Source organism: Paenibacillus sp. MZ04-78.2, from assembly GCF_024213375.1.
Classification (GTDB): domain Bacteria; phylum Bacillota; class Bacilli; order Paenibacillales; family NBRC-103111; genus Paenibacillus_G.
The window spans coordinates 40,049-52,978 of record NZ_JANAVJ010000018.1 but is presented as its reverse complement, the minus strand read 5'-3'; the positions used below and the strand labels follow the sequence as shown (position 1 = coordinate 52,978).

Annotated in this window: 14 protein-coding genes and 4 tRNA genes; 14 read left to right on the top strand and 4 right to left on the bottom strand. The window is 53.4% G+C overall.

Annotated elements, in window-relative coordinates:
* Positions 1-71 precede the first annotated feature (71 nt).
* The 4 genes from alr to NLX71_RS14780 all read left to right on the top strand — a co-directional run bounded on the left by alr (position 72) and on the right by NLX71_RS14780 (position 4,474).
* The gene (gene alr, locus NLX71_RS14795; protein WP_254364504.1) at positions 72-1,259 is read left to right on the top strand and encodes an alanine racemase; all 1,188 of its coding nucleotides are present in this window, start codon (positions 72-74) and stop codon (positions 1,257-1,259) included.
* Positions 1,260-1,549: 290 nt separating this feature from the next.
* On the top strand, positions 1,550-1,831 hold the full coding sequence (locus tag NLX71_RS14790; RefSeq protein WP_090674804.1) for a CopG family ribbon-helix-helix protein: 282 nt from the start codon (positions 1,550-1,552) through the stop codon (positions 1,829-1,831).
* Between the two features lie 3 nt (positions 1,832-1,834).
* Positions 1,835-2,185 (top strand): type II toxin-antitoxin system PemK/MazF family toxin, encoded by a 351-nt coding sequence (locus tag NLX71_RS14785; protein ID WP_010494553.1) that lies wholly within the window; start codon positions 1,835-1,837, stop codon positions 2,183-2,185.
* Positions 2,186-2,248: 63 nt separating this feature from the next.
* Positions 2,249-4,474 (top strand): Tex family protein, encoded by a 2,226-nt coding sequence (locus tag NLX71_RS14780; protein ID WP_302058248.1) that lies wholly within the window; start codon positions 2,249-2,251, stop codon positions 4,472-4,474.
* Between the two features lie 98 nt (positions 4,475-4,572).
* Here the strand turns inward: NLX71_RS14780 and cmpA are convergent, their stop codons facing one another.
* Both cmpA and NLX71_RS14770 read right to left on the bottom strand, forming a co-directional pair.
* Positions 4,573-4,719 carry a cortex morphogenetic protein CmpA gene (gene cmpA, locus NLX71_RS14775; protein ID WP_010494556.1) on the bottom strand — a complete coding sequence of 49 codons (147 nt, stop codon included), beginning with the start codon at positions 4,717-4,719 and terminating at the stop codon, positions 4,573-4,575.
* 72 nt (positions 4,720-4,791) lie between these two features.
* The gene (locus NLX71_RS14770) at positions 4,792-5,154 is read right to left on the bottom strand and encodes a hydrolase/acyltransferase (protein ID WP_254364460.1); all 363 of its coding nucleotides are present in this window, start codon (positions 5,152-5,154) and stop codon (positions 4,792-4,794) included.
* A gap of 140 nt (positions 5,155-5,294) precedes the next feature.
* Between NLX71_RS14770 and NLX71_RS14765 the strand changes: the two genes are divergently transcribed.
* The 3 genes from NLX71_RS14765 to NLX71_RS14755 all read left to right on the top strand — a co-directional run bounded on the left by NLX71_RS14765 (position 5,295) and on the right by NLX71_RS14755 (position 5,962).
* Positions 5,295-5,771, top strand: coding sequence for a SprT family protein (locus NLX71_RS14765; protein WP_254364459.1), 477 nt, complete (start codon positions 5,295-5,297; stop codon positions 5,769-5,771).
* An 18-nt stretch (positions 5,772-5,789) separates the two neighbouring features.
* A tRNA-Asn gene (locus tag NLX71_RS14760) sits at positions 5,790-5,865 on the top strand.
* Positions 5,866-5,874: 9 nt separating this feature from the next.
* Positions 5,875-5,962: transfer RNA gene (locus NLX71_RS14755), tRNA-Ser, on the top strand.
* 45 nt (positions 5,963-6,007) lie between these two features.
* Here the strand turns inward: NLX71_RS14755 and corA are convergent.
* Positions 6,008-6,940, bottom strand: a complete 933-nt coding sequence (corA, locus tag NLX71_RS14750; protein WP_254364458.1) for a magnesium/cobalt transporter CorA — start codon at positions 6,938-6,940, stop codon at positions 6,008-6,010.
* A 170-nt stretch (positions 6,941-7,110) separates the two neighbouring features.
* Between corA and NLX71_RS14745 the strand changes: the two genes are divergently transcribed.
* The 5 genes from NLX71_RS14745 to NLX71_RS14725 all read left to right on the top strand — a co-directional run bounded on the left by NLX71_RS14745 (position 7,111) and on the right by NLX71_RS14725 (position 10,071).
* A tRNA-Glu gene (locus NLX71_RS14745) sits at positions 7,111-7,182 on the top strand.
* Between the two features lie 46 nt (positions 7,183-7,228).
* A tRNA-Leu gene (locus NLX71_RS14740) sits at positions 7,229-7,311 on the top strand.
* Between the two features lie 585 nt (positions 7,312-7,896).
* Positions 7,897-8,076, top strand: coding sequence for a YjfB family protein (locus tag NLX71_RS14735; protein WP_090674814.1), 180 nt, complete (start codon positions 7,897-7,899; stop codon positions 8,074-8,076).
* A gap of 300 nt (positions 8,077-8,376) precedes the next feature.
* Positions 8,377-9,798 (top strand): S-layer homology domain-containing protein, encoded by a 1,422-nt coding sequence (locus tag NLX71_RS14730; protein WP_254364457.1) that lies wholly within the window; start codon positions 8,377-8,379, stop codon positions 9,796-9,798.
* 96 nt (positions 9,799-9,894) lie between these two features.
* A complete protein-coding gene (locus NLX71_RS14725; RefSeq protein ID WP_254364456.1) occupies positions 9,895-10,071 on the top strand; it encodes a hypothetical protein in 177 nt (58 codons plus the stop codon).
* A 93-nt stretch (positions 10,072-10,164) separates the two neighbouring features.
* Here NLX71_RS14725 and NLX71_RS14720 read toward each other — a convergent pair whose 3' ends face one another.
* Positions 10,165-10,614, bottom strand: coding sequence for a DUF2621 domain-containing protein (locus tag NLX71_RS14720; protein WP_254364454.1), 450 nt, complete (start codon positions 10,612-10,614; stop codon positions 10,165-10,167).
* A 145-nt stretch (positions 10,615-10,759) separates the two neighbouring features.
* On the opposite strand from NLX71_RS14720, the gene NLX71_RS14715 reads away from it, so the two are divergent.
* On the top strand, positions 10,760-11,887 hold the full coding sequence (locus tag NLX71_RS14715) for a deoxyribonuclease IV (RefSeq protein ID WP_254364453.1): 1,128 nt from the start codon (positions 10,760-10,762) through the stop codon (positions 11,885-11,887).
* Between the two features lie 43 nt (positions 11,888-11,930).
* The gene (purU, locus tag NLX71_RS14710; protein WP_254364452.1) at positions 11,931-12,824 is read left to right on the top strand and encodes a formyltetrahydrofolate deformylase; all 894 of its coding nucleotides are present in this window, start codon (positions 11,931-11,933) and stop codon (positions 12,822-12,824) included.
* The last annotated feature ends 106 nt before the right edge of the window (positions 12,825-12,930 follow it).

Below are 12,930 nucleotides of genomic sequence, written 5' to 3'. Positions count from 1 at the left end.
TTTCACAGGTGCAAGCTGTGGCCTTGTAAGCGGCTTCCCTTGATTTTATGAGACCGAAGAAGGTGGATCAGGTGGATTCGTTTTACCGGCCGACCCGGGTGGAAATTTCATTGGATGCGCTGCGCCATAATTTGGGCGAGTTTCGGCGGGTGCTTCCGGAGCATGTAAGCATGATGGCAGTCGTCAAGGCGGATGCTTACGGGCACGGAGCGGTGGAGGTATGTCGGGAGGCGCTTCAGTGCGACGTGGAATATATAGCGGTCGCTTTTTTGGATGAGGGTTTAGAGCTACGGCAAGCAGGCATTACAGCCCCAATCCTCGTATTAGGATATACGCCCCCGGAAGGGCTGGAAACCGCATGGACCCATGGGATTACCCTCAACATATATACCCATGAGCTGCTGGATGCATGGGAACGATTAGGGGCTAAAGAGCGCCCGTTGAATATTCATATTAAGATCGATTCCGGAATGAACCGGCTCGGCTTAACGGATGCGGAAGAAGCGATCGCGCTGATCGAACGGGCGATGCGGACACCGGGGATTCGAGTGGAAGGGTTATTTACCCATTTCGCTTGCGCGGACGAAACCGACAAGAGCTATACGCTTGAGCAGTACGGCCGATTCGTGCGGGTCGTCGATTATTTTACGCAAAAAGGAATTCAATTTCCGTACGTTCACGCCGGGAACAGCGCTGCGGGGATCGATGCGCCGAATTTAACCTTTAATATGGTACGGCTCGGGATCGCGATGTACGGACTGTATCCGTCCGAAGAGGTGAATAAGCAGCAGGTTGATTTGCAGCCGGTGCTGAGCATCAAATCCAGCGTCGTCATGGTGAAGCAAGTGCCCGAGGGTTCAGGGATCAGCTATGGCATCGTCTACCGGACGCAGGGCAAAGAGACGATTGCAACGCTGCCGATCGGGTACGCGGACGGCTTTTCCCGGATGCTGACCGGCAAGGCGCAAGTGTTGATTCGAGGACAGCGCGTCCCTGTGGTGGGTAGAATTTGCATGGACCAATGTATGCTGAATGTATCCGAGCTGCCAGATGTTCAAATGGGAGAAGAAGTGGTTATTCTGGGAAGCCAGGGCGAAGACAGGATTACGGCGGAAGAGCACGCCGCTTGGCTCGGAACGATCAATTACGAGGTCGTCTGCATGATTTCGCATCGGGTGCCTCGCGTGTATATGAAGGACGGCTGCGTAGCCAGGACAGTGAATCCGCTGCTGCGGCACGTATGGGAGCCGGAGGCGTAACCAAGGCTCCGGCGTTAAAGCAAGCCGCAGGTAAAATCGTCTTGCGTTGCGAGAAGCTATATTTTTGTCCAAAAAAAGAACTGGGTGCATTTGCCATTGAATTTTTTGTCCTAACATGAGAGGATTTTCTTGGTTTGCCCCGAATAAGGTATAGAGGCAAAATGCTGCGGAGCGCGTCAAGGTATAACATATTTGCTATACCTTCGGCATATATTGATTTTGTATATTTTATCTGGAAGTTTGCCATAATGGAAATAGGTTCTTGTATGTTTTTGGGGGTGCATGTATAGGTGGCGGGTGCGCATAACACGAAGCGAATCATGATCAGCTTGCCGGATTATTTGCTGCGGGAAGTCGATCATCTGGTCGAGAAGGAAAATTCCAACCGCAGCGAGTTTATCCGTCAGGCGATGAAGCTTTACTTGTTGGAGCGTAAGAAACGGCATTTGCGCGAATCGATGCAGCGCGGCTATATGGAAATGGCTAAGATCAACCTGAACATGGCCTCGGAAGCGTTTCAGGCGGAGGAAGAAGCGGACAACACGCTGGACCGCCTGGTAAGCGGGGTGTGACACTTGATTGTCAAACGTGGCGATGTTTTTTTCGCGGATCTTTCACCGGTCGTCGGTTCGGAGCAGGGCGGCATTCGGCCCGTACTGATCATTCAGAATGATATCGGCAATCGCTTCAGTCCTACGGTGATCGTAGCGGCGATTACGGCGCAGATTCAAAAAGCCAAGCTGCCGACGCATGTGGAGATTGACGCGGAAGCGCACGGTTTTGACAGGGATTCGGTCATCCTGCTGGAGCAGATTCGGACCATCGATAAGCAGCGCCTGACGGACAAAATCACGCACTTGGATGAGGAAACCATGCGCAAGGTCGATGAAGCTTTGCAAATAAGCGTAGGTCTGATTGAGTTTTAACATGCTGACGAGGCGGGGGTGCGGGTACCCTCGCTTTTTTATGTCTGGGAGGAGAAAAGTCGGATGGCAAAAGAACAAACGGGACTGACAGAGGAAGTTCGGGCGGTTGTGGAACTGACGGAAGAGATGAAAGCGGCGATTCAGGAGCGCATTCTGAAACAGATCGCATCCGAGCTGCAAATCGCGGCGGGGCGGGTGAAGACGACGGTCGGCCTGCTGGATGAGGGGAACACGATTCCTTTTATCGCCCGGTACCGGAAAGAAATGACCGGAGAGCTCGATGAAAATCAGCTGCGGGACATTGAAGAGCGGCTGACGTATCTGCGCAATCTGGAGGACCGGAAGCTGGAGGTCATCCGTCTGATCGATGGGCAGGGCAAGCTGACGGCCGAACTGCGTACAGCAATCGAGCGGTCGGTTAAGCTGCAGGAAGTCGATGACTTGTACCGTCCGTACCGACAAAAGCGCAAGACGCGCGCCAGCGTGGCGAAGGAGAAAGGGCTTGAGCCTCTGGCGCTCTGGATTCAGACGCAGCCCAAGCAAGGCGATCTGCTTGCCGAAGCGGGCAAGTATGTGAGCGAGGAGAAAGGCGTCCAGACGGCCGAGGAAGCCGTACAAGGCGCGATGGATATCCTCGCGGAGCAAATCGCTGACGATGCGAAAATCCGGGCGTGGGTGCGCCGTCACACGTTCGAGCAGGGCATCCTGCGGACCGAAGCCAAGGACGCCGAGCAGGAATCCGTCTACGAGATGTATTACAGCTACCAGGAGCCGGTCCGTAAACTGCCGCCGCACCGGATTCTTGCGATCAACCGCGGGGAGCGGGAAGACGTGCTGAAGGTCGCGCTGGACGTTCCCGTCGAGCGGATTCACGAGTATATTGCGAAGCAAGTGATCAAGGGGCCTTCCATCGTTCGCGACACGCTGACGGCTGTCATTGAAGATGCGTACAAGCGGCTGATCGCCTCGTCCATTGAGCGGGAAGTTCGCAATGAAATGACGGAGAAGGCCGAGGAAAAAGCGATCGAGGTATTCGCCGAAAATCTGCGTAATCTGCTGCTTCAGCCGCCGGTCAAGGGCAAGGTGGTGCTTGGCGTCGATCCCGCGTACCGGACAGGCTGTAAGCTTGCCGTCGTCGACGATACGGGCAAAATGCTGGAGATTGCTGTCACGTACCCGACGCCGCCGAACAACAAAATAGCGGAAGCGAAAGCGACGTTCAAGCATCTGATCGACGCTTATCGCGTCGAATTGATCGTCGTCGGCAACGGGACGGCGTCCCGCGAGACAGAGCAGTTCGTAGCCGAACTGATCGCTGAGATCAAGGCGCGGAAGCTTCAGTATTTGATCGTCAACGAAGCGGGGGCGAGCGTCTATTCGGCTTCCAAGCTGGCGCAGACGGAGTTCCCGGACTTAGACGTGGCGGAGCGGAGTGCGATCTCCATCGCGCGGCGGCTTCAGGACCCGCTGGCAGAACTGGTTAAAATCGAGCCGAAAGCGATCGGCGTCGGCCAATACCAGCATGACGTCACGCAAAAAAGGCTCGAAGAGAGCCTGAAGTTCGTCGTCGAATCGGCGGTGAACCACGTGGGCGTGGATGTGAACACCGCGTCTCCGTCGCTGCTGTCCTATGTGTCGGGCGTCAACAGCACGCTTGCTAAAAATATTGTAAAATACCGCGACGACAACGGGAAGTTTACGAGCCGGGCGCAACTGCAAAAGGTTCCGCGGCTCGGAGCGAAGGCGTTCGAGCAGAGCGTAGGCTTTTTGCGGATCGCAGGCGGCGGCAATCCGCTGGATAACACGCCGATTCATCCGGAATCGTATGACGTGGTGGACAAGCTGTTCCGCGAGCTGAAGCTGGAGCTGTCGCAGCTAGGCAGTGCCGAGCTCAAAGCGGTGCTGCAAAGCTTGGAGCCGGAAGAGCTCGCTCCGAAGCTTGGCGTCGGGGTGCCGACGCTGCGCGATATTCTCGATTCGCTGCAGCGGCCCGGACGCGACCCGCGGGAGGAACTACCGGCGCCGATTTTCCGCACGGACGTGCTGCAGATCGAAGATTTGAAGCCGGGCATGGAGCTGCAGGGAACCGTGCGCAACGTGATCGACTTCGGCGCTTTTGTCGATATTGGCATCAAAAACGACGGACTCGTTCATATTTCGCAGTTAAGCAATTCCTACGTGAAGCATCCGATGGACGTCGTGTCCGTAGGGGATGTCGTGACGGTATGGGTGCTTAACGTCGACCTGAAAAAGGGCCGTGTCGGGCTGACGATGAAAAAGCCTTCTTAAGCATAAAATAGAGCATAAGCCGGAGAAAAGGGATTTAGCGGAAGCCGCGTCCTTCACTCTGGCGTATGCTCTATTTGTTTTGAGCGTTGAGCTCATCTTTATTGAAGCTGGGATGTCGTGGGGTCCGTCTCGCTTTTGCGGGTGCGGTAAAAAAACCAGCAATCGTTCAGCAAACGGATTTGCCGGCGGTTTTTGTTGTAAAATGCCCGCATCAGCTGGTTGCAAAGCCATTGTGGCAACACCATCAGTCCCTTCCCGTCTAGCTGCCGTACACTATACAGCATATGGGCGGGAGCCGTTTCGGGTGCAGGTCCTTTTTACGCGAAATCCTCTTCCTCTTCGTACCACTGCTCGAGCTGTGCCTGAAGCGCGCGAATCTCGGTTAAGAGGGAGATGAGCGGATATTCTTTTTCCTGCGCTTGGATCGCGCTGAACGTCTGTTCCAGGCGGTTGATGTATTCCAGGCCATGCTGGAGCGTATAGCCTGGATGCACAAGCTCAAGCCCGTCGAATTCCGCGATAAATACCGGCAGTCCGGGGACGTTAGGCGTGGTTAGCTTGTCCAGCTCCTTATGCAGCCGTTGATTAAGCGCAGCCAGTTGGTACATATGAGTAGCGGGCATTTCCACGAATTCGATCCGGTCCTCCAGCTTAAGCAGGGCGCATTTCTTTTTGAACATCGGGTTAAACTCCTCTCTATGGGTCAAAGGGACAATTTGTCCGAAGCAATGCCAGATTCCTACTTGACAGTTTAGCCTAACCTGCGGTTACAATTCAAGAGAGAAACGAAGAGAAACCAGAGAGTAAGGGTGGGAAAACGATGGATGACCGACAGCTGCAGCAGTGGGTAGAGCAAATATCGCTGTCGTCGTTTGGGTGTCCTTTTTTGCATCGGGCGAGGTTCAACCGGAGATTAAGGTCGACGGGAGGGCGCTATTTCACCCGGACACACGATATCGAGATCAGCTGGCTTCAGTATGAGCAATTCGGAGCCGCCGACGTGGAGAAAATTATTAAGCATGAACTGTGCCATTACCACCTGCATTTGCTGGGCGGAGGGTACCGGCACCGGGATGACGATTTCAAGCGTTTGCTGGCCAAGGTCGGAGGGACGCGCTATTGCCGGTCGCTTCCGCAGGAGCTAAAGCGTACCGAGCCTTACCGGTACAAGCTCGTTTGTACAAGCTGCAGCGCGGAGTATATGCGTAAACGCAAGACCGACCCGAAGAAGTACGTCTGCGGTTTCTGCAAAGGCAAATTAAAGCTGCTTGCCCTTGACTTGCAGCCGCATTCATGATAAATTAAAAATTGCCATTCCCTGATAGCTCAGTTGGTAGAGCACTCGACTGTTAATCGAGTTGTCACAGGTTCGAGTCCTGTTCGGGGAGCCATTCTTTCTTGGAGAGATACCCAAGTGGCTCAAGGGGACCCTCTGCTAAGGGGTTAGACTGCGTAAGTGGTGCGAGGGTTCGAATCCCTCTCTCTCCGTAGATAATAAATGAAACCGCCGAAAGGCGGTTTTTTTATTTATCTTTAAATCCATTTTTTCCACTTAAAAATAGCCCACATGGAGATCGTGACAACGATCATGACGATCCAAACGTATGCGTACCCGAAGTTCCAGTTGAGCTCGGGAATATCTTTGAAATTCATACCGTACAAACCAACGATAAAGGTCAGCGGAAGAAAAATCGAGCTGATAATGGTCAACGTCTTCATAATCTCGTTCATACGGTCGGATTTAATGCTCATTTGCAGCTCAAGGAGGCCGGTGAGCGATTCCCGAAATACGTCCAAGGAATCGACAACGCGGGAAATATGATCGTAGATGTCGATAAAATAGACATCCGCTTCCTGGCGAATATACGGGAAGCTCTGGTGCGTTATTGTGCCCAGCAACGTCTTCTCTTCAGTGATAATACGGCGGAGACGGTGCATCTTTCGCTTCGATTTAAATATTTCCCGGGATACATGGACGTAAGGATTACGGTAGATCATTTGCTCCAAGCGGTCGACGCGGTCCTCAATCTGATTGATGATATCGGTATAGTCGTCGACACAGCGGTCTAATATTAAATATAAGATGCGCCCGCTGTGTTTCATGCTGTCTTCGACTTGCAAGAAGTGCTTTTGGAGCTCGTCGATAAAAGGAAGGGGCTCTTTACAAATGGTAATGACAAAATTCGCACCGACCACAATAGCGATTTCGACCGTAGTAAGCTGCTTGTCCACGACGGCAAAGAACGTGATGAAGACATGGTCTTTGTATCGGTCCATTTTGGGACGCTGATTCAGCTTGATGCAATCTTCAACCACAAGCGGGTGGCAGTGAAACATGTGTTTAAGCACGTGTTCGACCTGCTTTGCCTCGGGAGCTGTCATATGGAGCCAGATGTTCTCATTGTCGCCCGGAATTCGGGCCTCCTGTTCCGTAACCTGACCGGTAGCGTGGTTGAATACCAGCATCGAATACACCTCTGTAGGGGAATGGGGTCCTTTTGCAGTTGATTGTAACATAGGGAAGGACTACCTCCAAAAAAGATGAAAATTTTTTTCTCAAAAGGGGCTTGTCAAGCTCATCCCATTCCGCTATAATAACACTTGTCGCTCAAAAAGGCGGCGACAATAAACAGTATGGCCCGTTGGTCAAGGGGTTAAGACACCTCCCTTTCACGGAGGTAACAGGGGTTCGAATCCCCTACGGGTCATAGATAGTAGGGGTGAGAACCCATCGGGTTCACCCTACGATAACCTGCGGTTGTGGTGGAATGGCAGACACGCTATCTTGAGGGGGTAGTGGGCGTACGCCCGTGGAGGTTCGAGTCCTCTCAACCGCATCCTAATAGCTGTTCGTGAAAAGCCCTGAGATTTCAGGGCTTTTTGCTGCGGAGCTGGAACATGGAATGCCCGCGGGAACGATGTCATCGCAAGCCACATGCCCCTATGGACGACCTTGCTTGGCGCCATAACGAATGAGCAGTCACAACCGCATGAAGTCTTGACGTTCCGCTTTCGGCCGGCAGGCTCGGCAGACGCCGACGACTTTGCCGGCTGTGGCGTAAAAGGCCAACTCCTTCGGAGGAACCTTTCGTCGACAAAAGGAGCAGCTTTGTTTGGGCTGGCTTTTACCGGTAGGTCGGGACTTGGAGCCGGGTCGGCCGAATCGGTTTCGTCTGAAAAACTTCGGGAGAAAGACAGCCAGACAGATCAAAAACAGGATAACGGCGATTGCGATGACGTAGGGCTGCATAGGCAGGGGAAACACCTCGCGTTAATACAGGATTGAGTTGATACGAATAGGTTCGGCAGAAAACACAAATTTCCTTTATTTGTATTGAAGGGCTTGATTGTTTCGATTATACTGGCCTTAGCGAACGGACTTCCGGCGTTTGCTCCATCTTTCGAAGAAATGAGGCGAGCTTGTGCAAATTAACGCAGCATTGAACGCCATTAGCGGCGGAAACCCGTTAAAGCAGGCGGTCGGCATTGCTCTGCTAAGTCAAATGAAGGATTCTCAGGCAGCCCAAGCGGCAACGATGCTTCAGGATTTTGCGGCGGCGCAGCATCCCAACCTGGGCAAAAACTTGGATATTCGCGTCTGATCTCTCCCAGCCTTTCAATTCAAAAGAATGAAGCATGCAGGAACCTGCTTGCGCTTTAGGTAAATCTAAGCGTGGGCAGTTTTTTTGCGTTGCCGACCAGGATAGGTTTTGCAGATCGAAGAATACCAAAGGGAACGACATAAGGAAATCATAGGCAAGCGGGAGAATCTATGGATAGGCACACGCCGGACAATAAGAATTCGGCAGCGGCTTGTGTGCTTTTTTGCAGGTAAAGATTCCAAACCGTAACATTTTGCGCCCGTTCGTCCGATAATAAGGAAAGAGATGGGAGGTTTCGCAATGAACAAGATATATTCTTCATGGTACCGCAAGCTTGCAGTTCTGCTGTCGTTGTCCGTGCTGTTGTCGTTGTGGCCCAGACCCGCAGCGGCGGAAATTAATGTGTTTCCGGATGTCGATGCGAAGCAGTATGCCTGGGCCGTTGAGTCGATCCGACTTATGGCGAAAAAGCAAGTGCTGACTGGGTATCCCGACGGCAACTTCCGTCCGAACAAGACGATCAGCAAGGCGGAATGGTCGGCTATGGTGTATCGGCTGTTCGATAAGTATCGTCCGAACGCGCTGGCCACCGGGAAACAAAAAATTACTTATTTTACCGACGTACCCGAATTGCATTGGGCGCATAAGCCCATAACGGAGATTTACAACGCCTCGTTCAAAATCGGGGGGTATGGGCTGAGCCGGGAAGGAAATTTGGCTTTTCGCCCCGATATGCAGCTGACCCGTCTGCAGCTTGCCCAGTTGTTGTATGCGTATTTCGACAATCGTTTAATGGAAAAGCGTTTTAGCGACAATGACGTATGCTCGGTCGTATCGGAATTGAAAGACGTTCCGGTCAAAATGTTCAAAACGGAAGCGGAATACCAAGTCGCCCAAGCGGACGGACGGTATGTCGAAGACGGCTTGATGGACGTGGAAGGCAACAATGTGTTTGTCACGCTCATTCTCGGCAACAACACCGCGGATTGCAAGCTGGGCGGGGACGAACTGTCCAACGTTCAGGCCAAAGCGCTGGCAAGCCTCAAGGCAAGCGGCATTATGACGCCGAACGATATGGGATATTTTCGTCCGAAAGACTACGTGACCCGCGCCGAAGCGGTAACGATTCTGGACCGTGCGTACACGTATCTGAAAAGGAACGGCTGGCTCTGGGATTATACGACGGTGGATTTAACGCTTCCTTTTAATCCAGTCGGGACAGGGACGAATTCGGGCGGCACCGGCGGTTCGAACGGGTCTTCCGGCAGCAGCTTCAATAACAACCCGAACAGCAATACGATCACGCCTCCGAACGGCGGCTATTCACAGGACGGCCCGGTTAATTGGTCGGATAAATCGATCGTTCGAGTCAGCGACTATTTTGACGACAAGGGCGTTATTGTGAAAGATCTGCAGCAGAAGGGCGAAATCGAAGCTGCCGTGCAGCCAAAAGGGTCCAAATATTTGACCATTGCGTTGAACTCCAACGAGAAGGTCGATATGTACGTGATCATTGACGGCCGCGTAGGCTTCGTCAAGCAGGAGGAATTTCCGCTAACGCTTGACGTCAGCGGCGTGACGACGGTCGGTCTCCGCTCGCAGCTGCGCAATCCGGATAAGAACAAGCGGACCAACGATCTGACGACGCTGTCGGTGCAATTGTCGGACGTGGAGCCGAGCAAGAAGAAGGGGAAGACCACATCGACTTATCCGAAATCTTAGGTTAAGCCGGATGTTTCCTAAGCTGGGATAAAGGATCGCCACAAGGATCATACTAAACGGTGTCTTCCCGACAAAACGGACAACCGGAGGTTTTCCATGGCATCCAGCAGAGGACATCAAGGCGCGCACGGCGTAGGACAAGCGGAGGAGCAGCTCGCTAACCAAGCGGACGCGGCAGCCGCCATCCAAGGGCAGAGCGAGACGGATCAAGACGTGCTCGAAGCTGCGCGCCAAGATCAGAACGAGCAGGAAAAGGTTCTTGACGAGCCTTGATTCTGATGTACGCAACGAAGCCCGGACGAACAGGTCCGGGCTTCGTTGCGTTTGCTCCCCTAAAGCAGAGGAAGCAAGCTATGAAAAGGCAATTTATTGAAGCAGATGCTTGAACGGACTGTAGTCGATCTGCTTTTTGTCCAAATATGAGGTCAGACTGCGGTAATCGCGCTTGGGTGTTGCCAAGATGTACCCCTCGATGCAATGCTCCCGTGTGACTGCGTCGGCCTTCGCTTCCAGCGCTACTTGACCGATCCGGGCGGCGATGGAATGCTTCGCGATGTCGCGGAACGGAGTAGGCACGGGCTCGACCAGCATGTCGAGGAACGCTTTGGAGTCTTCCGTCCACAGGTGGCGGGACGATTCGACGTAATGATTTTGCCAGTCCAGCTTCGATTTGCCGTCCTCTCGGGGGAGCACCTTGAAAAACTTGCGGAACATAAAGTAGCCGCCCACCGACATCATGAACAGCAGCACGAATACCCAGAAAATAATAAACCACATAAACCCCTCGGGCGGGGCATCGTTCATCGCATACCACATGAAACGTTCACCTCCCTAACATTATACCTCACTTTCCGCTGGAGGAAAACGGAACCTGCAAGAGAATATTTCCTATTCTAGATTTCTTGTCCCGATCCTAGTAAAATAGATGAAAGTGAGATGAACAAAGGAGTGATTCCCGGTCATGGTCAGAATCGGATCGCACGTTTCGTTTTCGGATAAAGGGCTGCTGAATGCGGCCAACGAAGCCGTTTCTTACGGCTCCGGAACGTTTATGATTTATACGGGAGCGCCGCAGAATACGCGCCGCAAGCCGATCGAAAATCAATATATTGAAGAAGGCAAAGCCGTGATGGAGCAGCATGGCATCGGGGAGATTATCGTCCATGCTCCGTATATTATCAATCTGGGTTCTTACAAGGAAGACACGTACGAGCTGGCGGTCCGCTTCCTGCAGGAAGAAATCCGACGTACGGATTATCTCGGCGTGAAACAGATCGTGCTTCATCCCGGGGCTTATACGGACAAGGATGCCGAGTACGGGCTGGCGCGCATCGCGCAAGGATTGAACGAAGTGCTGAGCGGCGTGAAGGATACGAACGTGAACATCGCGCTGGAGACGATGGCAGGCAAAGGCACGGAGATGGGCCGCAGCTTCGAGGAACTGGCCACCATCATCGAAAAAGTGGAAGACAACGGCAAGCTGACTGTCTGCCTCGATACATGCCACGTGAACGATGCGGGCTACGACATCGTAAACGATCTGGACGGCGTGCTGGAGCAGTTCGACCGCACGGTCGGATTGGATCGTCTGGCCGTCGTGCATCTGAACGACAGCAAAAACCCGAAAGGCGCGGGCAAAGACCGTCATGCTCCCCTCGGCGCCGGTTGGATCGGCTTCCAAGCGATGCATAACGTCGTTCACCATGAGAAGCTGAAGCATCTGCCGTTCATTCTGGAGACGCCGTGGATTGGCAAGGAGGACAGATCGCAGCGGCCGATGTACGAAGCGGAAATCGCGCTGCTCGGCGGTATGGTCAAAACGCGTTTCGGCGACGGGTTCCTGTCGGATGTCGAGCGTCTGGCCCATTTCTTCACGAAGCAGGATATCGATCGGAGAGCGTACGTGCTGCAAACCTGGGAAGTGCTCAAGACGGACGCCAAAGCGAAAAAGGCGGACGGCCGCGAGCCGATGGAGCGCCTGTACGATCTGATCGTCGCAGATAACGTGTTCCCTGAGCTGAACGAGGAACAAATCAACCACCGCCTGACCGCGTGGTTCGCGGGCGAGCATTTGTTCGCTACGGTATGAAATAGACATTCTATGCTTTGACTACGAAGGAGATCAACAACGCATGGTTTCGAACGTTACTTCCAAATCGAAAAGCACGAATTTGACGAATCGGGCGCGGATGCTCGTGTCCTGCCCGGACCGCCCCGGTATCGTGGCTGCGGTATCCCGCTTCCTGTACGAGCACGGCGCTAACATCGTGCAGTCCGATCAATACACGATGGACCCGGAGGGAGGGCTGTTCTTCATTCGGATCGAGTTCGATCTGGCTAATCTGGATGAGCGCCGTGAGCAGTTGAAGGCCGACTTTGCCGTGGTCGCCGCCGAATTCAACATGAAGTGGAGTATCACCCGGGCAAGCCGTAAGAAGCGGCTCGCGATTTTCGTCTCGAAGGAAGATCACTGCCTGCTGGAGCTGCTGTGGCACTGGCAGTCGGGCGACCTGGATGCCGATATCGCGATGGTCATCAGCAACCACGACAATATGCGCGGGCTGGTGGAGCCGCTCGGCATTCCGTACCATCATATTCCGGTCACGTCCGATACGAAAGCGGAGGCGGAGAAGCGGCAGCTTGAACTGGTTAGCGGTCAAGTGGACGTCGTCATTTTGGCCCGTTATATGCAGATTATTTCGCCGAAATTTATCGAGAGCTTTCCGAACAAAATCATCAATATTCATCACTCGTTCCTTCCGGCCTTCGTGGGCGGCAAGCCGTATGCGCAGGCGTACAACCGCGGCGTGAAAATTATCGGCGCTACCGCGCATTACGTCACGGAGGAGCTGGACGGCGGACCGATTATCGAGCAGGACGTCCAGCGTGTAAGCCACCGTGACAATGTGGAGGATTTGAAGCGGATCGGCCGCCATATCGAGCGCACGGTACTGGCGCGCGCCGTCAACTGGCACATCGAGGACCGGGTCATCGTGCATCAGAATAAAACGGTAGTGTTCAGTTAATCGCATATTGAAAATAAAGAGTGAGGAGCCACGCTTTCCGGGAGGGATTGCGGTGGCTTTCGCTTTTTTATAGTCTGATGGAGAGTACGGCGAAAAGTCGATTTCC